Source organism: Leuconostoc rapi (assembly GCF_016908715.1).
Classification (GTDB): Bacteria; Bacillota; Bacilli; order Lactobacillales; family Lactobacillaceae; genus Leuconostoc; species Leuconostoc rapi.
On sequence record NZ_JAFBEK010000003.1, the window covers coordinates 126339 to 147234 of the forward strand.

Consider the following 20896-nt stretch of genomic DNA (forward strand, 5'->3'; position numbering starts at 1 on the left):
CATGGCTGATCAACTTGAACAATTGAACCAAACCATTGAACTTTTGTCTGACCTCCTGCATTCCGGACAGGATACTGAATTTATAGAAAGCTTTGAGTCACTACATGACTTTGAAATGGCTCAGGTTTATGCGGAGTTACCAGAACAATTTCGTTCGGTGGCTTGGCGGTTGCTCTCAGATGATGTGTTAGCTCGTGTTTTTGATAATTTAGATGTTGACGAAGTTGATATTGTAACGCTATTACAAGAAATGCCACCGCAACGTGGCGCACGCATATTACAAGAAATGTATGCGGATAACGCTGCAGATTTATTACAAGAGATGCCCGCGAGGCTAGTTGCAACCTATCTGAGTTTGATACCAAAAGATGAAGCAAACGCCATTCGTAAATTAATTAACTACGATGACCAAACTGCCGGATCCTTGATGTCAACGGAATATTTGGCAGTAGAAGAAGATTTGCATGTCGATGAAGTCATGCGTTTGGTCAAAAAGCAGGCACTAGAGGCAGAATCTATTAGTTACGTCTATGTTTTAGACACTCAAGATCAGTTGACAGGTGTGATTTCGTTACGTGATTTATTAACGCATTCAGATGATTTAGCTGTCTCGGAAATAACAAAAGATCGGATTGTGAGTGTTAAAGCTGGTGATGATCAGGAAGATGTTGCTCAGATTGTGGCCGACTATAACTTTCTATCTATTCCAGTCACTGATGATGATAACCGATTGTTAGGCGTTATCACGGTCGATGATATCGTCGATGTCATTGATGAAGAAGCTGTTGAAGATTACTCTGGTTTGGCCGCCGTTAACGTTAGCCAAATTAATGATACACCTTGGCATTCTGCCGTTAAACGTATTCCATGGTTAATTGCGCTTTTGTTGCTTGGTATGACAACCGCAACACTGATTAGCTCATATGATGACTTAGTACGGCGCGCATCAATACTTGCCGCGTTCATCTCACTTATCACAGGAACAGCTGGAAATGCGGGTACACAGGCTTTAGCCTTGGCGGTTCGTCGTATTGCAGTCGGCAGTGAGCATAATGGTTGGAAAGATTTTGCTAGTGAAATTTTGGCTGGTATCATCGTTGGTATAGCAACAGGTATATCAGTTTTTGCCATTGTTGCGGTATGGAAACAAAATAGTATGCTCGGGGTTGCCGTTGGTTTGGCAATGACAATGGCAATCATTGTTGCCAATTTAGCGGGATATTTGATTCCGGTTGTCATTGATAAGATTGGATTCGATCCAGCTGTGGCCAGCGGGCCATTTATTACCACATTATCAGATTTAACATCCGTGCTGATTTATTTTAGTGTTGCACAATTGTTTATCTCTCATTTTGTAGGGGGTTAAGTTCTTAATGAGAATTTAATGCTTGTCGTGTTACAATGTATGATGAAAATACTGTAGGAGTAAAGAAATATGCCAACGCGTGAAGAAATTAGATTAGGTCAAAAAGGTCAGCCAAAATCACCTAAAAAAAGGCACCGAATCCGTAATACGATTTTAATCATTATTGGTTTAATTGTGTTAGCCGGTGTTGGTACGGGTGGTTATGCCTATTACAAAATGAACCGTACAATCACTAAGATTCAAAATCCGTCCAAGACAACAAAGAAGGCAGATAAAATTACATCTGCTAAAAAGCCTGTATCTTATCTACTCTTGGGAACCGATACTGGTGAATTAGGGCGTGATTATAAAGGCCGTACGGATACCATGATTGTGATGACTGTTAATCCGAAAACAAATGTGACAACTATGACCTCTATCGCTCGTGATACATTGGTAGATGTCAATGGTCAACAAATGAAGATTAACGCTGCCTTTGCATATGGCACAGCAGATTCAGCTTTAGAAGCAGTTGAGAACTTGTTAAATATCAAAATCAACGGTGGTTATATCTTAATCAACATGGGCGGTCTAGTTAAGATGGTTGATGCTGTTGGTGGCGTTGATGTCACATCACCATTAACGTTCACAACAGAAGGGGATGACACTCAAGCAGATTCTAAGAGTCAATACTCATTCACTGCTGGACAAAGCTATCATATGGATGGTAATGAAGCTTTAGCGTTTTCACGTATGAGACATTCTGATCCCAATGGTGACTATGGTCGTCAAATGCGTCAACAATTGATTATTCGTGCTGTTTTGAAAAATTCAGCTAGTGTAGGTAGTTTGTTCAATGATTCGTTATTAACAACACTTTCGAATAATGTTCAAACAGATGTATCAACCACGTCTATGAAGAACTTGGCCATGAGCTATCGCTCAGCACTAGGAAATATTAAGCAAGACCAGATGCGTGGGACAACACAAAGTATGGGTGCTTTAGGATCAGTAGAAGTCATGAGTCAGACAGAAATTGATCGTGTACACACAGCGATTACGGAACAAATGTCAGAGTAATAAACCAAAAACAAGTAGCGATACTTGTTTTTTTCTGCAAAAATATTCATTAAAAATCATAATATACAGTGTTTTGTTGCATATAGTCATAAAATTGTTGAATAAATAAACAAAAGGCGTTAATATTAATACATAGCATAAATACGGAGGACATCAAAATGACAGAAAAATTAGTATTGGCCTATTCAGGTGGTTTAGACACATCAGTTGCAATTCCATGGTTAAAGAGCAAAGGGTATGACATTATTGCCGTTGTTTTAAACGTTGGACAACATGGTAAAGATATGGATATGATTCAAGCAAAGGCACTTCAAGTTGGTGCAAGTCAATCGATTGTGATTGATGCCCAAGCAGAATTTGCTGATAAGTATGTCGCACCAGTAATCAAAGCTAATATGTTGTATGAAGGTGAATATCCAATGGTTTCTGCCTTATCACGACCTTTGATTATTAAAAAGTTAGTTGATATTGCACATGAAAATGATGCTGTTGCCATTGCGCACGGTTCAACTGGTCATGGTAACGATCAAGTTCGTTTTGAAGCAGCTATTCATGCGTTAGATCCTGATATGAAGATTGAAGCACCGATTCGTGAATTCCAGTGGTCGCGTGAAGAAGAAATCGCCTATGCTGCTGAACATAACGTCCCCGTACCAGTTGGCTTGGAATCACCTTATTCAATTGATGAAAATCTTTGGGGTCGTGCCAATGAAGCAGGTATCTTGGAAAATCCTTGGAACCAAGCACCAGAAGGTGCCTATGCTTTGACAGCACCAATTGAAAAGACACCAGACACGCCAGAATTTATCGATGTGACATTTGCTGCTGGTGTGCCAGTTGCACTTGATGGTGTTGAGATGCCATTGGCCGATTTGATTATCAAATTAAACGAGCTTGCAGGCGCACATGGTATCGGTCGGATTGATCATATTGAAAACCGTTTGGTTGGTATTAAGTCACGTGAAATTTATGAAGCCCCTGCTGCCGCTGTTTTGATGACAGCGCACAAGGATCTAGAAGATTTGACATTAGAACGTGATGTGGCACACTTTAAGCCAATGATCGAGCAACAATTAGCTAATTTAGTGTACGAAGCTAAGTGGGTATCACCATTGTTTGATGGATTGATGGCATTTATTGATGAGACGCAAAAGAATGTTAACGGTGTTGTTAAAATGAAAATGTTCAAGGGAAACGCGATTGCGGTTGCACGTCAATCTGAACATAATTCATTATATGATGAAGATTTGGCAACTTACACAAGTGCCTCATCATTTGACCAAGAAGCAGCTGTTGGCTTTATCAAGTTATGGACATTGAGTAACACAGTTTACGAACAAGTGAACCATGTGCATTCAACAGATAAAAAAAATAAAATTAAGTAAGTTCATGGCGTTTTTCGCCGTACATAAGGGAGAATAATTATGGCAACAACGAAATTGTGGGGCGGTCGGTTTACTGCAAAAGCAGCAGAATGGGTTGATGAATTTGGGGCATCCATTCATTTTGATCAACAAATGGCAGCAGAAGATTTAGAAGGTTCAATTGCACACGCAACAATGTTGGGTCAACAAGCGATTATCACACCTGAGGAATCGGCACAAATTGTCGCTGGATTAGAATCTTTACAACAAGAATTAGTGCAGGGATCGTTAACATTTGACGTTAAGAATGAAGACATCCATATGAACATGGAAGCGTTACTGACTGAAAAAATTGGGGCTGTCGCTGGCAAATTGCATACGGCGCGTTCGCGTAATGACCAAGTAGCGACAGATTTCCATTTGTGGGTGAAACACCGTTTACCTCACGTTTCTGAATCATTAACTGAATTACAAGAAACACTTTTGACATTGGCAACTACTCATGCTGGAACGATTATGTCTGGGTATACGCATTTACAACATGCCCAGCCAATTACTTATGGACACTATTTACTTGCTTACTTTGAAATGTTCCAACGGGATTATGAACGTTTTGAATTTAATAAATTGCATACAGATATTTTGCCATTGGGTGCCGCAGCATTAGCAGGCACAACATTTCCCATTGACCGTGAATTTGTCGCGGAACAACTAGATTTTAAGGACATCTATCATAATTCGTTAGATGCTGTGTCTGATCGTGATTTTGCTTTAGAATTTTTATCAAATGCTGCAATATTGATGATGCATTTATCACGTATGGCAGAAGAATTAATTTTATGGTCAACTTACGAGTTTAACTATATTGAATTGTCTGATGATTTTTCAACAGGATCGTCAATCATGCCACAAAAAAAGAATGCTGATTTTGCGGAACTTGTACGTGGTAAAACAGGGCGAACATACGGCGCATTGATGGCACTGTTAACGACGATGAAGTCATTGCCTTTAGCATATAACAAAGATATGCAAGAAGACAAAGAACAGGTATTTGATGTGATGGATACCGTCATTGCTTCGATTAAAATATTCACTGGCATGCTCAGTGGTCTTAAAGTGCATGAAAAGCGTATGCTTGCCAGCACACAAGATGATTTTTCAAATGCAACAGAGCTGGCTGACTATTTAGCAACAAAAGGTGTGCCATTCCGTGAGGCACATGCCATTGTTGGTCAACTTGTCTTACAAGGGTTACAAACGCATACACCATTACAAAAAATGACATTAGAGGTGTTACAAGCAGCGGCACCACAGATCCAAGCTGACATTTATCATGTATTGGAATCACAAACAGCGGTTGACCGTCGGACATCACTGGGTGGCACAGCAGTTAGCAATGTTAAAAAAGAAATTATTAGGAATCAGAAAAAGCTGGAGGCACGTCAATGAACTCACATTTTCAAGGTAAATCATTTTTAAAAGAAATCGATTTTTCAAAAAAAGAATTAGAAACACTCATTGATTTAGCAGCACATTTTAAATATTTGAAAAAAAATAACCTACCACATGCCTATTTACAAGGTAAAAACATTGCCTTGTTATTTGAAAAAACATCAACACGGACAAGGTCGAGCTTTACTGTAGCCGCTAACGATCTTGGCGCGCACGCTGAATTTTTAGGTCAGCATGATATTCAATTTGGCAAGAAAGAGTCATTAGAAGACACAGCCAAAGTTTTTGGCAGTATGTATGATGCCATCGAATATCGTGGTTTTTCACAAGATGTTGTTGAAAAATTGGCACAATACTCTGGCGTTCCGGTATGGAATGGCCTGACAGATGAATGGCATCCAACGCAAATGTTGGCTGATTTTTTAACAATTAAAGAGCAGCTCCATCATATTGAGGGTGTGACGTTAGCCTATATGGGTGATGGCCGTAACAATGTGGCAAATTCGTTGTTAGTTACTGGTGCCATTTTAGGTGTCAATGTGCATATTGTTGCACCTAAAAGTTTACAACCAACATTAGAAATTCAGGCATTGGCTCAAAAACAGGCAAATCTATCGGGTGCAAAATTGTTGATTACTGATGACATTGCAACTGGTGTTGATGGGGCGGATGTTCTGTACACAGATGTTTGGGCATCAATGGGTGAAGAAGAAACATTTGAAGAGCGCATTAAATTATTGACGCCTTACCAAATTAATGCAGAACTGGTTGCGCTAACGCATAACGATCAAACCATTGTTTTACATGACTTACCAGCATTTCATGATTTAAAAACGACTATGTCGCAAGAAATTTATGAAAAGTTTGGCATTACAGAAATGGAAATTACGGATGATGTTTTCCATGCGACCTACGCACATCAATTTGAACAAGCCGAAAATCGGTTACATACGATTAAAGCTATTATGGCTGCGACCTTGGGAAATATGTTCATACCAGAAGTTTAATTAAAATTAAAAAAGTTGGCGTTAGCCAACTTTTTTATTGTGAAAATGAGCACCTACAAATAATATGAGCGATAGTATAATCAGTAATGTCAATCCGCCAATACCTTTTTGAGCACCGACTATCATACCATTTTCTGGTGATGCGTGTACAGCCGTTGTGATAAGCTGTGCAACAATAGCTGTTGCTGAGGCACCCACAAATTGTTGTGTTGTATTTAAGATACCATTACCATCTGCTGTTTGAGATGTTGGCAATGTTGCTAAAGTGACAGTCATCAAATTGGCATAAGAAAAACCAATACCGACCATTAATAGCATATGTGTTAACATGAGTGTCCAAAAATTAAGTTGCTGGAAAAAACTTACCATGAGTATTAGGGCAATTGTAGAAATGATTAAACCAATAACCACTGGTCGGAATTGACCGAAATGATCCAACAGAGAACCAGAAATAGGAGCTAAGATGGCACCAATCAAAGCACCAGGGAACATGAAGATACCTGCTGCGGAGGCGCTCACGTGTAATTGTATTTGTAAATAATTGGGTAAGATAAAAGATAGACCAAGTAAAATAGCTTGGTAAACTAAGAAGCTGTACATATACAGATTAAAGTTAAGATTTTTAAACAAGGTGAGGTGTAGTAAAGGCTGCTTTTTGTTGGCGACATAGAAAGCAACCAATGATACAATACCCAGAAGGAACATGATAAGTGATAATTTTTCAACCGCAAGTAACGATAGACTCAAGCCGACAGCTAAAAAGATAAATGTGTTGATTGGGAATTTTTCACTGTGGGAAATCGATTCATTTGGAATACTCATTAAGCCGATCACTAGTGATATTAAAACTAAAATGATTAAAAACCAAAAGATTGTCCGCCAACCTAGTGTATTCAGTAGTATACCGCCATACGTTGGTCCGATTGCTGGTGCCAGTGATGTGATCATGCTACCAATGCCCATCATCATACCGCGGCTTTTGATAGGAGATTGCGTTAAGATAATATGAAACATCAATGGTAGCGCAATACCTGTACCAACACCTTGTAATACACGACCCGTGAGAAGTATGGTAAGTGTCGGCGAGAGGCTATTTAGAATAATACCAACAAGAAATAGAATATTTGAGGCGATAAACAATTGTCTCGTCGAAAAATTACGAATTAAAAATGCCGAGATAGGCACAATAATGGCTATGGCCAATAAATATCCAGTAGTCACCCATTGGACACCGTTCGTGTTGGTATTAAATTCAGTCATCAAGGTGGGAAATGTGACATTCATAGCGGTTTCGATTAGAACACCACTAAAACTCAAAATACCAGAAGCGATGACGGCAGGAATGACCTTCCAATGATTGGTATGCATAATTTTCTCCTAAACACAAAAAATAAAAAGAGGTATGGCATTATCAAAAAAATGATAATGTCACGCCTCTTTTTTCGGCACGAATATAAATCGCGCTATCTGTACGAAACAACATAACCCAATTTAACAGATTGTGACCTGCTTTGTCAATAGGTGTGTTGGTATTATTTGAATTAGTTTAAGGGTTGCCACTGCCAATTTTCAACTTCTGGCAAGTCTGTTCCCTTTGAACGTGTGAATGACACATGTTTATCTAACTTGTCGTTCATGGCTTGTACAAGATCAGCATGCTTAACTGACGTTTCAGTTGGTAATAATTCAACTGCAGCCTTAACTAAGTTGAAACGATCAATTTTGTTCAAGACACGCATATCAAATGGTGTGGTGATATCACCAGCCTCACGATAACCATGAACAGCTAAATTATGATTATGGCGCTTGAAGAAGATAGATTCAACCATTGGTGCATAACCGTGGAATGCGAACAAAACAGGCACATCAGTTGTAAAGTAAGCATCAAACTCGTCTTGACTCAACCCGTAACTCGCATCTGCACATAGTTTAAACAAATCTAAGACGTTGATATAACGAATCTTTAATGTTGGTATTTGTTCGTGCAAAATTTGGATTGCGGCCAAGCTTTCAGTTGTTGGTTCAGAACCAGCAGAAGCAATAATGATATCAGGCTTCTCACCGTGGTCTGTACTTGCCCAATCAACAACACGCAAACCTTGAGTAACAAGTTGCTTAGCTTCAAGTGGTGTGAACCATTGTAAGCGGGGATGCTTGCTTGCAACAATATAATTAATTTGTTGCTTTGTTTGTACAGTATGTTCAAATGTTGCGACTAAACTGTTAGCATCAGCAGGGAAAAATTCGCGGATGAAATCAGGTTGCTTTTCATAAAGCATGGTTGTAACACCAGGATCTTGGTGTGAGTAACCGTTATGATCTTGCTGGAAGACAGTTGAGTTAGCAATAATATTCAAGGCAGGGACATCCTTACGCCATGAAACATCATGTGAGTGATTCAACCACTTAAAGTGTTGAACGATCATGTCATCCACTTCACGTATGAAGACCTCATAACTTGCAAAGAAACCATGACGGCCTGTTAATGTGTAGGCTTCTAACATGCCTTCGTCATAATGTTCTGACAACATTGAGTCGATAATACGACCTTCAGGTGCCATGAATTGATCATTTGGTTCTTTAATTGGCAGTAACCATTGACGATTAGTCGTTTCAAAGACATCTTGGAAACGATTAGAAGCTGTTTCATCTGGACCAAAGCCACGGAAATTCGTTGGGTTTAGCTTGATGAGGTCTCTAATATAACCACCTAACAAAATAGCATCTTGCGCTAAATCATTACCAGGTACTTGACGATCAACGAGATAATCATTAATATCTGGGAGATTAAGTGGCTTAACGACACCAGCGTTTGTCACGCTGTTATTGGCCATGCGTAATGACTTTTTAGGTAATACTTCTTGGATTTCTAGTGCTAAATGACCAGCTTCATCAAATAATTCCTCAGGTTGGTACGACTTTAGCCAATTAACCAAATCAGGGATATATTCAGGATGGTTTTGATCTGCAGGGATTGGAATTTGGTGAGCACGGAATGAATTTTCAATCGGTTGACCATCCCAACTCTTAGGACCAGTCCAGCCCTTTGGTGAACGCAATACAATCATAGGCCATGTTGGACGCGTTACTTCGTCGCTACTTTGATTTGCAGCATTAGCACGAATAGCTTTGATTTCCTCAAAAACTGTATCCATTGTTTTCGCCATTTCTTCATGGACTTGCATAATAGGCTTGTCAAATGAACTAACAAAGTATGGATGCCAACCAAGGCTGGTAAAGTATTGCGTCAATGTTTCATTAGTTTCACGTGATAAAACAGTTGGGTTAGCAATTTTGAATCCGTTAAGATTTAAAATTGGTAACACAGTGCCATCGTTTTTAGGATTCAAAAACTTATTAACGTGCCATGAGGTAGCTAATGGTGCAGTTTCAGCTTCACCATCACCTACGACAACAGCAGCAACTAAATCTGGATTATCAAGAACAGCACCAGCACCGTGAAGGATTGAATAACCTAAAGCACCCCCTTCATGAATTGACCCAGGTACTTTTGGATCAGCGTGTGACGCAACACCACCAGGGAATGAAAAACGTTTGAACATTTTTTGCATACCCGCAGCATCTTGTGTGATTTCTGGAAAGGCTTCAGTGTAGCTACCATCTAAATAAGCATTTGAAATCATGACTTGGCCACCGTGACCAGGTCCTTCAACGTAGAACATGTTCAAGTTAAATTTATTAATGGCACGATTAAGGTGTGCATAAATAAAGTTTTGGCTTGGGATTGTTCCCCAGTGTCCGATCGGATGAATTTTAACTTGATCCGCCGTCAGTTCTTCGTTAAGTAATGGGTTATCTAATAAATAAAGTTGACCAACTGATAGATAGTTAGTAGCTCGCCAGTAAGCGTCTAGATGATCAAGATAATTCTTTGAGTCAATACTCATGTTAGTTAAGTCCTCCAAGTTATTATGATTATAGTCAAATGCACAGGGCAATCGTCGTAAAAAGTATAGCAAGATACATAGAAAAAAGTTACTTTGCAAAGTATTTTGAAAAATTTAACAGGTGATTAAGATCTTAATCAAACTGTTAACACAAACTGTTAACATGCTATTGTTGCGTCATCATTTTTACATCCCTATCGTATAGGTTATTTGTTAAAAAATCAACACCAATATGTTAATTGGTTCGTACCAATTAACATATTGGGTTTTGTTTATATCGTGAATAATAGCACAGTGGCAGGGATTTACTGATGATAGAACCCATTTTGTGTTGACTAATGAGTTGCATACTTTTATTGTTATGTGGTAGAATCAATCTTGTTATTAATCGATTAATTAACATACTAGGGGTGCTTTACAAGAAGCTGAGAGAGAAGTGATAGTCTTTGAACCCTTTGAACCTGATCTGTTGCAAACAGCGTAGGAAAGTGTGAAATATAAAGGGCCAATAGGGTGCCATTATAGATAGACATACTATATCTAGAGCGTTTGCAATCATTTTTAATCCTGCAAACGCTCTTTTTCTATGTTCTAAATTTAGGAGGTATCTTTCTTGAGTAACCACGTATTTTTGGCGGCACCATTTAAACAATTATTAAACCAAGACAAAGTCGTTGATTCACAAAGTATGAGTCTGATTAAAGATGTGATGCAATTGCTCGAAGACGCTGATTTTGTGGTCGATAACGCGCACCAACGTGAGGGGTGGGGTCAACACATGATGACCCCAGATGAATGCACTACGGCAGATTTTGAGGCTATCAAAATCTGCCATATGTTTATGGCATTTCCGGGTTATCCAGCATCACCTGGAACGCATATTGAAATCGGGTGGGCATCGGCGTTTGATAAACCGATCGTCTTGCTCTTAAAAGAAAATACAACATATGCGTACCTAGTAAGAGGCTTAGGGACTGTCGGTCGTGTCAAGTATTTGTATTACAAAGATGCCGCAGATTGTTTATTAAAGATCAAACAATTTTTGAATGAAAAACAATGATTGCATGTCTAACATCTGTCATCATTAGGGAGAGGAAATGAAAGATGTCAACGTATGAAACTTTTGATAATGCCTATATGTCTGTGCTTGATGACATATATAACCATGCTGACTTTTTTAATCAACCTCGGGGATTTCAAAGTCGCGAAAAAATTGCCTATAATTTTAGTATTAGTCAGCCAGTACAAAGAGGTGTTTATAATCAAAAAAGAAAATGTAATATTGTATTTAATTTTGCCGAAGCATTATGGTATTTAACAGGTAATAATCGTTTAGACTATATCAGTTACTATAATAAAAAAATGCCAGATTATTCAATGGATGGTCGTGTTTTAACTGGTACTGCCTATGGCTCGAAAATGTTTAATGTTAAAGATCAGCAATTAAGCCAATGGCAGAATGTAAAAGATTTATTAATCAAAGATCCAGATTCTAAACGTGCAGTATTACAAATTTTTGATGATAGTGAGTTGGCTATTCCAAACAACTTAGATGTGTCGTGTACTTTGGGTCTACAATTTTTTATTCGGAATAATCATCTGGATATGATTGCTTATATGCGGGCTAATGATGCATTTCGTGGTATCGTGAGTGATGTTTTCTCATTTACCTTTATTCAAGAACTGATGGCTCGTGAGCTTCATGTACCAGTGGGAAATTACTATCACAGTGTTGGTACCATGCACATCTATGAGCCTGATAATGTATGGGTAACGCATGTGTTAGAAACGCCAAGCGAGGCACAGTTTAAATTCCCAGAAATGCCACTCGAAAATAATTGGGAAATGATCCATGAATTGATGATGTATGAAGAAAAACTGAGAAAAAACGAACTCACGATGGATTGGTAGTCAATTTTAGCGACTCATATGGCACCGTATTGGCAGCAAATATTAGCGTTATTTAGTATATACCAAATGATTCACTATAATAAAAAAATTGATCGGACATTGTTTGGACATTTGTTGCCAATTTATCAATATTTTGTGCTTAATAAATGGCCCAATCATGTAGCAAATTTAGAGGTAGGTGGCAATGAATAATCTTTTTGAAGGTAACAAAATAGCCAATCAGTTCAATGCATACAATGATGTATTAGAACAAGTGCTGGGGTATAGTCATATATTATCTTTTTTTTCCAAAAACCATGCAGCCACGATATTAGATTATGGTTGTGGACCGGGTAAAGTTGCTTTAAGGTTGGCTCAACAGACCGACTCAAAAATCATCGCTGTTGATGAATCTGATCGTATGATTGATATTGCAAACCAACAACGGCCCCATGATCGTATTGATTACCAAGTGGTAAAAAACGATAGTTTAAGTTTTCTGCCCAATGACTCACTAGATGGTGCAATTGCTTGCTATGTATTTATCAATAATGGGTCAGAAGCTCGTATACGTCGTATTATGGCAGAAATTTATCGCGTTTTGCGTCCCAACAGTCAATTTATTGTGTTGGATACAAATCCAAATACCACTGGCGTACCATTTTCAACATTTCAAAATGGTGCTAAAGGCAAAGTATATGGTTATGGTGAACAGCGCGTTGAAAAATTGCATGTGAGTCAGCAAGAAGATTTGATTTTACATGATTTTAATTGGCCAAATCAAATGTATGAGGACAATTTGAAAAACGCAGGATTTAAACATATTACGGTCAAGTATCCCACTATTAATGATTTTAATGCTGAACAAATTGCGACAATTGAAGCACAGTATGGCAACATTAACTGGGGAAACGAGCGGACACAATCTCCCTTTATTTTATATGAAGCGACTAAATCATAGTTTGCACAATGATGCATAAATGAAAATATCCGATAAACACTTTTAAAGTGTTTATCGGATATTTTTTTGACTATTTTTTGATTTTTAAATTAGAAACTAGTTGACTATCTGGTGTAACAAACAGTGTTTGCTGTCCTTCAAAAATAACAAAACCAGGCTTTGAACCATTGGGTTTCCGGAGCTTTCCGGCAGGTAGGTAGTCAACAGGTACGTTAGCCGAATCGCGCGCCTTGCTGTAATAAGCAGCGAGCTTTGCAGCTTCGATTAACGTCTCATCTGATGGATTTGGCGAGTGAATAATGACATGTGAACCGGGTATGTTTTGAACGTGCAGCCAAATGTCACGACGGTCTGCTTGCTTCAACGACAGGCGTTCATTTTGTAAATTATTTTTACCGACTTCTATGTGTGTACCATCTGTACTTTGAAACTGATCCGGTTTTGACACTTTTGGTTTTTGCTTATTTTTCTTGTTGGCACGAATATAGCCACCATTTGTTAATTCCAAGCGAATGTCTTCAACATCTTTAGGGGAAGCGACATCAAGTTGTGCAACAATATTATTAAAATATGCAATTTCGGCATCGGTTAGCGTCATTTGTTCATTCACATAGGCAACGGCAGTACGTAATTTGCGATATTTTGTAAAATAGCGCTCGGCATTTTTTAAGCCGTTAAGTTTAGGATCTAATGTGATTTTAAGCAGTGCATTATTGTCGTAGTAATTTTCAATTTCAACTGATGTCATGCCCTTTTGGACAAGATGCGGGTAGGTGATTAATAAATCACCCATGACTTTTAAATCATCAGCATTTTCGGCATCGTTTAATGTTGCTAATAATTTTTTCCGTTTTGAGGTATTTTTCTTAAGCTCGTTTTTAACAATACGTACCAACGAACCTGCTTGTTGATTGACACGCTCGCGTTCGGCTTTGCCAATGTAGTAGGCATCCAACATATCTCCAAGTGTTTGAAAATGTTGTTCGTGAGTATAATCCTGTGACCAGTCGAAAGCCGAATAGCTTAGGGCACCTTTATCAGAAGTAAACAAAGTAGGTTTGAGGTCGTTAAATCGTGCGAGCCAATTTTTGGCATGAGCAAGATGATCACCAGGCTGATTAATGGTACGGGCTAAACTGACGGCAGAATCACGGCCAAATCCTTGATAAGTCGATTGGATCGTTTTTGCCCAGTCATCAAACGGTGTATCTAAAATCATGGGGGCCAAGGCATCTAGGCCTTTGGTAAAGGGGTTAGATAGGTTTTGCGCAGGTGGTAACACATACGTTGCGCCTGGCATGAGCGAACGCACACGATTTTGGTCTGCAGGTACATGTTTGATGAGCTCTAAAATACGTGAATCTTCTTCTCTTACTAAGAACAAATTGGAATGACGCCCCATCATTTCCAGGGTCAATCGAATTTGTTGCACATCACCTAGTTCATTACGCGCGTTGACGTAAAAATTGATAATACGGTCATTTTCAATTTGCACAATTTTTTGTAACTTAGCGCCCTCTAAGTACCGACGTAGAAACATCACAAAATTAGGTGCGGTTTGAGGGTTTTCGTACGGAATATGAGTAATTTGGGCACGTGCGTATGTAGGGTGCGCACTGAGGAGAAGTGGGTAGTTCACACTATTGTTGCGCACAACTAAAACAATTTCATTTGGGTAGGGTTGATGCACTTTGGTAATGCGTCCACCAACAATTAATTCGTTAAATTCATGCACTAACGCATGTGTGAAAAGACCATCTAAAGGCATTTTAATAGTTTCCTTTGCTATTTTGACAAGCTGATTAGGATATTAATGGTGTAAAAGTAAACAATGAGTTAATCATTGTTTACTTTACACATTGTACAGCATTGTTTGATCCTTTTGTGGAGATCAAATAAAAAATTAGTGACTAATCATCAGTTTAAAACTGGTAATTACCCACTAAACATCTTGTAAAGTACTAGACAATTTTTGAACCATGAACTTCGCTAACACCCAATGTATCTGCAATGCATTGGGCATTTTCAGCATTAATGCCACCACCCGGAAGGATGGTTACGTCAGCAGGGGCTGTATTAACAAGTACCTGTATACTGGGCAATAGATCAAATATTGGTGTTTTAAGTGGCCCACCATGTGTTAAAATGCGATTAACACCGTGTTCTGATAACCAATACATCGCGCTTTGCTGCTGATCAATGGCAATATCATCAAAAGCCATATGCATGATCACTTTCAGGTTTAATTCAGTGGCATGTGCAATCAGTTTTGACATCGCATCTTTATCTAACAAATGATTACGTACCACACCAAAAGTGACTAACTGACCACCCAGGTCAGCAATTTGCTGTAGGGTATCATGCATTTGTTGCAATTCGATGTCGTCGTATGCAAAATCACCGCCACGAGGGCGAACCATAACGACCACAGGAACATCATCAATTTCTATTAGTGTATCAATGATTGTACGTGTATCAGGTGTGAGACCACCTAATTCTAACTGGCTATTTAATTCAATACGATTAGCGCCTTTGTCGCGCATTTGTCTGGCAGCTTCAACAGAATCAACGGCTGCTTCTTTAATTGTAATTGTCATGTCATCATTTTACCATAAAATTGCAAACAAAAAACCTGTGCCAAATGGTACAGGTTATAATGTGAAATTACTTCTTTTCTGTAACTTGCTTACCGTTGTAAACACCAGAAGGTGAGACACGGTGAGCTACGCGGTATTCACCAGTTGTTTGATCCAACACGATATTAGGAACATTCAAACCGATATGTCCGCGGCGGTTACGCTTGTGAGACTTTGAGTTTTTGTTTGATGGGGTAGCCATAAATGGCACCTCCTTTCGTTTCAATTTATCAACTAGTCAAGTTTACCGAAATTTAACACTTTTGTCAATAGTTTTTTGAAAAACAATGTCAAGGTCTTTTACTTGACATTGTTTCGCGCAAGCTGAGCGGTGATTTCTTTGTGATGGAACCATGAAGATTGCACAATCGCTAACACGTCATTAGCAAAGTACATGAGGTAAGTCACTAAAATAACTAAGGCCGAAGCACCAAGTGCGCCACCGGCAGCAACAGTAAATCCCCACAAAGCAATTTGCATGATACCTTGTAATAACCAAGCAAACCAACTTTCAGAGAAGCGAAAAGTGGTCAAAACAGCGCCAACTAGCCCTGTACCCAGTACCAAAGAATCAGAAATTGGTCGTGGTGTGTGTAAAATTTGTGTTTCAAATAAGTAGGCAGCCACGAAAGCAACAATTGCCACGAAAGCAACTACTGTATACCAAAATACTTTACCGTGATTTTCACCACGTGTGTCCGTTTCATGAATAAAGCGGACATGTTTGTCAGTATCTTTAACCCATGAAGGCATAACCAACACGGGGATGTCTAGTAAAATAACATAAGTTAGTTGTAAAACGGCATCAGCAGGGTTTCTGTGCAACCAAGCGACATAAATATATATGGCTGCTGATAATAAGCCAAACAAGCCATTCATTGGTTTAGCTTCTTTTAAACCAAGAACAGTGGTCCAACCAAATGCTGCTGCAAAGAATGTCGCAAATGTCATGCCGTTAATAGTGGCTCCCATACCAAAACTTGTATAGGCGATGATGAGGAGACCAACTGCTAATAGGGCATAAGACAACCGTGTCCAGCCTCTAAATTGTTCAGCATACCAAAGTGGGTTGAAAACTTGCCAATGTGAAATATGTGGTGTTGACGTTTCTTGCATGATTTAAATTTTACCGAGATTAAGGCACTCTGGGTGGTTTCTGTCGCAAAGGCAGTGCTTTGAGAGAGCGGCTCGGCACCTTTCTGTTTTTAATGGGTTAAATGAGTTTACCAGTATATTTGTTCGGTGTAATATCAAAGAAATCATAATCAGCCAATTCAGTAGTTGACGTGACATGTGCATCTGTACCAAAAGATAGCATTAAGTTAATTGGGTGTTCATCAATATTACCAGCAAAAACCGAGACAACTGGTGTATTTGAAGCAACTGAATAGCCTAATTCCATCGCTGTACCAGTATCTGCATCTTCTGCTTCAAAAATAGCGACAGTGAGGTCTGAATTATCAATCGCTTTAATATCGGCTTTATAAGTCATTGCACCCCATTCAAAATCAGGCTCGTTGTTTGATTCACCCAAAGCAACGCCGCCATATTGATGTAATAATGGGACATGAATATGGGCGATTGTTGGATTAGCACTCAATTGCGTAAAGGCATCCTTTAATAATGCTTCTTGATTATCAGAAAACCAACCAGCAGCTAAATAAATATTTTTAGCACCAGGTCGTTTTTGTGAATTGTCGACACGACGATTAATCGCTTCAAGATCGGCAATCAATTTTGTTTCATTCATGTTTTTTCTCCTTTTATTTTGACACTAGTATAACTTTACAACAGAATATTTGGTTTGTCTGGCAAAGGGACAAAATTTGTCCAAAATTTATTTTATTGGTAACAGGTGACCCTTAAAATATTATGTTTGATATTGTATTTATGGTAAAATAAGGATATCTGAAAAAAATATATACTAAGGGGAACCGTGTTTTGCTCGATTGTCATATGTTAATTGAGTTGAATACAATAATCACATGTTTTTAATCGACTTCATCCTCCATATTGATGCGCATATTGCCACGTTAGTGACACAATTTGGACCATGGACATATGTTATTTTATTTGCTGTTATTTTCATTGAAACAGGCATTGTCATCATGCCGTTTTTACCCGGCGATTCGCTACTTTTTGCTGCTGGTGCAGTTGCCGCTACACCGGCTGGTATCAATGCCGGATTAAATCATTGGGTATTTATGATATTGTTCTTTTTAGCTGCTATTGCAGGTGATTCTTTGAATTTTTGGATTGGACGTACAGGTGGTTATAAATTGATAAAGCATCCTTTAATTGGGCGCTTTATCAAAGAAAACCATATTCGTGAAGCAGAAGGTTTTTTTGAAAAGCGTGGGGCAATGGCAATTATCATTGGTCGCTATATGCCGATTGTACGGACATTTGTGCCATTTGTTGCAGGTATTAGTCAATTTCCATATGGTCATTTTTTAAGAAATAATGTGATTGCTGCTTTTTCTTGGAGTTTGATTGCCACAGGTGCAGGCTATATGTTTGGTAATATACCATTTGTTAAAATGCATTTTTCGATTATTATTTTGGGTATTGCATTAGTGACACTGATGCCAACTATTATTGGTGTTGTGCGGTCTATCATGGTTAGCCAACGTGCCAAAAAAATTGCGAAAAAATAAAATTAAAGCTGCCTTTGGGTGGCTTTTTTAGTATAATAGCATTATGAATAATTTAAATAAATTACAACAATTGACAGGCATTTCGACTGAAGAAATTGCTGATGCATTAGATGTTGATGTGGCAACTGTCACGTCTTGGCAACAAGAAGAAAGTATGCCCACTGTGGCTGAACTAGAGGCGCTAGTTGGCATATTTTCAAGTCAACTTGATGCAAAAGGTATCACTGAGCAATCACAAGGTCATCCTATTCATATTCGCTTATCTTTAGACTATTTAATGAATCTTGGCATCACAATGTCAGATTGGATTACGTTAAAGTGGGCATTTGAAGGTTCCTGGGCAGGAGATAAACTAGCGGTTGGTTTCTTTAATGGCAATAAACTGGTTCGGGTTGTCGAATCAAATGCGGATTTCGTTGCTACTTTTGCAGGTTATTTGATTTTACAAAGCGAAGGTGAATTTGAACCGTATATTGACGAATTTGATGATGATAAAACCTACGATTGGCGTTTGTTGCGCATTCAGGGCGACAAATTTCAAGACGTTACGCAAAAATTGATAGCGGGTGATTTACCGGAGATTAACTTATGACCGAAAATTTGATTTTGGCAACGGACGCCTACAAATTAACGCATCATTTACAATACCCAAGTAACATTACAAAGCTGTACTCATATGGCGAAGCGCGAGTTGGTGGGCAGTTTAATACAGTCAGCTGGTTTGGTATGGGCATGATTTTACATGACTATTTTCATCAACCTATCACCAATGACATGATTGATGAGGCCGAAAAAGTTTCTGAGTTGACTTTTGGTACAAAAGCCTATTTTAATCGTTCAGTCTGGGAAAAAGTTCGTGATCTGGGCTATTTTCCAGTTAAAATTAAAGCATTACCTGAGGGCCTTGAGGTGCCAACTGGCAATGCTGTGTTTACCATTGAATCGACAGCACCCTGGTTTGCCACGAGCTTAAATGCGTTGGAAGTCTTGTTGATGCACGTTTGGTATCCAACAACAATCGCCACAAATTCCATGTATATCAAGAAGCGTTTGGCGCCTTTGCTAGAAAAATCTGGTTCGTTGGCAGGATTATTTCTGGCGGTAAACGATTTTGGTTTGCGTGGTGCAACGTCACTTGAATCGGGTAAACGTGGTGGTGCAGCACATTTATTGCATTTTCAAGGATCAGACAACATGGCAGCGTCGCATTACTTTGAATCAGTTTATGGCGTGGCAGGACGTGCGTTGTCTGTGTGGGCGACTGAACATTCAGTCGCAACATCATATGGCGCAGGTCAGGGTGAATTCGACTATGTTAATGCACAGTTTGATCGTGCACCGGATGACGCGATTTTGTCTATTGTCATTGATTCTTATGATGCGTTAAATTTTGTCAAAACAGTGATTGGTTCACCGGACATTAAAGCACGTATTATTAATCGCGTGGGTCGGGTCGTTTTGCGACCAGACTCTGGTGATCCGCAGGCAATTGATTTAGAAGTGTTAGTGTTACTAGCCGACATATTTGGCACAACGACTAACGACCAAGGTTATAAGGTGTTGAAAAATAACGTTGGCATTATTCAAGGTGACGGTATGAAAGCTGATACGATTATTGCCTTATACGAGGCACTGATGTCCAATGGCTGGTCAGCTGATAATTTAGTCGTTGGTTCTGGCGGGGGCTTGTTGCAAGAAGGTTTTACACGCGATACAGAAAGATTTGCGATTAAAGCAGCATATGCGGAAAATGCTAACGGGCAAAAAATTAATATTCAAAAAAACCCTAAAACTGACGCTAGTAAGGCGTCCAAAGCTGGTTTATTGAAAGTCATTGTACGTGATAGTAAAATCATGACCGTTTCCAATGATGAACCAGGTCAAGATTTATTAGAAACGGTTTACGACAATGGGACAATACCACCAATTAACGGTGAGGCCATTATTAACCGCGCACTTATTTGAGGTAATGACAGTGAACTATCATTTTAATACAAAAAAAGACATCAATAATGATGTTGAAATTTCTAAACTAGATGTCAAACTAGCCGCACAAGCTTATCGTGATCGTCAAAAACGAAATAAAAAACCAGAAAGTGAACCAGATAATCGCATTGTTGGGCATGGCGTACAAGCACTTGGAACAGAATCAGCTATCGGTAAAGATGAACGTAAGATGCAAGTTGCTGCGCTATTTAAAAGGGGCATGACAAGCTATATTGATCTAGCCTTTGAAATGAATTTGGCAGAGTCAACAATTAGACAATACGGTAAAGAACTTGGGTTAACATTTATTGATACAGAATACTAAGTTGAAAAGTTGACATTAGGTCATTGGTAAGTTATGATTATATCAATATAAAATTTAATTTCACATAGAGGTTGCGATTGACATGAGTCGCTTATCTGAACTGTTGTAACAGTAATGAAGATAGGTTAAAGGGGAAGTTGCCGAAATGAACAATCAGTGCAGGATTGCTTCGTTGGGCTAATAGTTAATAACTATTAGACTGTCGTTAATGAATAACGGTGAGCTATGGAAACAGTCAAAACTGCTAGCTAAAAGCCTTTTGTCCGTGACCTGGTCTCGAACAAA

General features: G+C 38.8%; 20 protein-coding genes and 2 riboswitches. Of the genes, 13 read left to right on the plus strand and 7 right to left on the minus strand.

Features of this window, described 5'->3' with window-relative positions:
- Position 1 precedes the first annotated feature (1 nt).
- The 5 genes from mgtE to argF all read left to right on the plus strand — a co-directional run bounded on the left by mgtE (position 2) and on the right by argF (position 6248).
- Positions 2–1366, plus strand: a complete 1365-nt coding sequence (gene mgtE / locus JOD28_RS04465) for a magnesium transporter (RefSeq protein ID WP_204769673.1) — start codon at positions 2–4, stop codon at positions 1364–1366.
- 69 nt (positions 1367–1435) lie between these two features.
- Positions 1436–2425: an LCP family protein gene (locus JOD28_RS04470; protein WP_204769674.1), complete on the plus strand. Its 990-nt coding sequence runs from the start codon at positions 1436–1438 to the stop codon at positions 2423–2425.
- A 158-nt stretch (positions 2426–2583) separates the two neighbouring features.
- The gene (locus tag JOD28_RS04475) at positions 2584–3810 is read left to right on the plus strand and encodes an argininosuccinate synthase (protein WP_204769675.1); all 1227 of its coding nucleotides are present in this window, start codon (positions 2584–2586) and stop codon (positions 3808–3810) included.
- 39 nt (positions 3811–3849) lie between these two features.
- Positions 3850–5238 carry an argininosuccinate lyase gene (gene argH, locus JOD28_RS04480; protein WP_204769676.1) on the plus strand — a complete coding sequence of 463 codons (1389 nt, stop codon included), beginning with the start codon at positions 3850–3852 and terminating at the stop codon, positions 5236–5238.
- Complete coding sequence (gene argF, locus JOD28_RS04485) at positions 5235–6248, plus strand: ornithine carbamoyltransferase (RefSeq protein WP_204769677.1); 1014 nt, start codon at positions 5235–5237, stop codon at positions 6246–6248. Before argH ends, argF begins: the two co-directional genes overlap by 4 nt.
- Positions 6249–6269: 21 nt before the next feature.
- On the opposite strand, the gene JOD28_RS04490 is transcribed toward argF, so the two are convergent.
- Entirely contained in the window at positions 6270–7616 is a 1347-nt protein-coding gene (locus JOD28_RS04490) for a DHA2 family efflux MFS transporter permease subunit (RefSeq protein ID WP_204769678.1), read from the minus strand.
- 173 nt (positions 7617–7789) lie between these two features.
- Entirely contained in the window at positions 7790–10156 is a 2367-nt protein-coding gene (locus JOD28_RS04495) for a phosphoketolase family protein (protein WP_204769679.1), read from the minus strand.
- A 396-nt stretch (positions 10157–10552) separates the two neighbouring features.
- A riboswitch (TPP riboswitch) is annotated at positions 10553–10660 on the plus strand.
- A 109-nt stretch (positions 10661–10769) separates the two neighbouring features.
- On the opposite strand from JOD28_RS04495, the gene JOD28_RS04500 reads away from it, so the two are divergent.
- The 4 genes from JOD28_RS04500 to JOD28_RS04510 are packed head-to-tail and all read left to right on the plus strand — an operon-like array spanning position 10770 to position 13007.
- Entirely contained in the window at positions 10770–11216 is a 447-nt protein-coding gene (locus JOD28_RS04500; RefSeq protein WP_204769680.1) for a TIR domain-containing protein, read from the plus strand.
- Positions 11217–11260: 44 nt separating this feature from the next.
- Positions 11261–12067 carry a thymidylate synthase gene (locus JOD28_RS04505; RefSeq protein ID WP_239531088.1) on the plus strand — a complete coding sequence of 269 codons (807 nt, stop codon included), beginning with the start codon at positions 11261–11263 and terminating at the stop codon, positions 12065–12067.
- A gap of 18 nt (positions 12068–12085) precedes the next feature.
- A complete protein-coding gene (locus JOD28_RS09750) occupies positions 12086–12259 on the plus strand; it encodes a hypothetical protein (protein WP_239531089.1) in 174 nt (57 codons plus the stop codon).
- Positions 12252–13007, plus strand: a complete 756-nt coding sequence (locus JOD28_RS04510; RefSeq protein ID WP_204769681.1) for a class I SAM-dependent methyltransferase — start codon at positions 12252–12254, stop codon at positions 13005–13007. Before JOD28_RS09750 ends, JOD28_RS04510 begins: the two co-directional genes overlap by 8 nt.
- 70 nt (positions 13008–13077) lie before the next feature.
- Here the strand turns inward: JOD28_RS04510 and JOD28_RS04515 are convergent, their stop codons facing one another.
- From JOD28_RS04515 to JOD28_RS04535, 5 genes are all read right to left on the minus strand, one after another.
- Positions 13078–14775 carry an NFACT RNA binding domain-containing protein gene (locus tag JOD28_RS04515; RefSeq protein WP_204769682.1) on the minus strand — a complete coding sequence of 566 codons (1698 nt, stop codon included), beginning with the start codon at positions 14773–14775 and terminating at the stop codon, positions 13078–13080.
- 193 nt (positions 14776–14968) lie between these two features.
- Positions 14969–15604 carry a copper homeostasis protein CutC gene (locus tag JOD28_RS04520; RefSeq protein WP_204769683.1) on the minus strand — a complete coding sequence of 212 codons (636 nt, stop codon included), beginning with the start codon at positions 15602–15604 and terminating at the stop codon, positions 14969–14971.
- Positions 15605–15671: 67 nt separating this feature from the next.
- On the minus strand, positions 15672–15845 hold the full coding sequence (rpmF, locus tag JOD28_RS04525) for a 50S ribosomal protein L32 (RefSeq protein WP_013103890.1): 174 nt from the start codon (positions 15843–15845) through the stop codon (positions 15672–15674).
- 98 nt (positions 15846–15943) lie between these two features.
- The gene (pnuC, locus tag JOD28_RS04530) at positions 15944–16759 is read right to left on the minus strand and encodes a nicotinamide riboside transporter PnuC (protein WP_204769684.1); all 816 of its coding nucleotides are present in this window, start codon (positions 16757–16759) and stop codon (positions 15944–15946) included.
- A gap of 97 nt (positions 16760–16856) precedes the next feature.
- Positions 16857–17393, minus strand: coding sequence for a nucleoside 2-deoxyribosyltransferase (locus JOD28_RS04535; protein WP_204769685.1), 537 nt, complete (start codon positions 17391–17393; stop codon positions 16857–16859).
- A 235-nt stretch (positions 17394–17628) separates the two neighbouring features.
- Here JOD28_RS04535 and JOD28_RS04540 point away from each other — a divergent pair, with 235 nt between their 5' ends.
- Genes JOD28_RS04540 through JOD28_RS04555 form a run of 4 tightly spaced genes read left to right on the plus strand, consistent with a single transcriptional unit; the run spans position 17629 to position 20611 of the window.
- Positions 17629–18300 carry a VTT domain-containing protein gene (locus JOD28_RS04540; protein WP_204769686.1) on the plus strand — a complete coding sequence of 224 codons (672 nt, stop codon included), beginning with the start codon at positions 17629–17631 and terminating at the stop codon, positions 18298–18300.
- A 43-nt stretch (positions 18301–18343) separates the two neighbouring features.
- Positions 18344–18892 (plus strand): helix-turn-helix domain-containing protein, encoded by a 549-nt coding sequence (locus JOD28_RS04545; RefSeq protein ID WP_204769687.1) that lies wholly within the window; start codon positions 18344–18346, stop codon positions 18890–18892.
- On the plus strand, positions 18889–20265 hold the full coding sequence (locus tag JOD28_RS04550; RefSeq protein ID WP_204769688.1) for a nicotinate phosphoribosyltransferase: 1377 nt from the start codon (positions 18889–18891) through the stop codon (positions 20263–20265). Before JOD28_RS04545 ends, JOD28_RS04550 begins: the two co-directional genes overlap by 4 nt.
- A 4-nt stretch (positions 20266–20269) precedes the next feature.
- On the plus strand, positions 20270–20611 hold the full coding sequence (locus tag JOD28_RS04555) for a hypothetical protein (protein WP_204769689.1): 342 nt from the start codon (positions 20270–20272) through the stop codon (positions 20609–20611).
- 57 nt (positions 20612–20668) lie between these two features.
- A riboswitch (Lysine riboswitch) is annotated at positions 20669–20845 on the plus strand.
- The last annotated feature ends 51 nt before the right edge of the window (positions 20846–20896 follow it).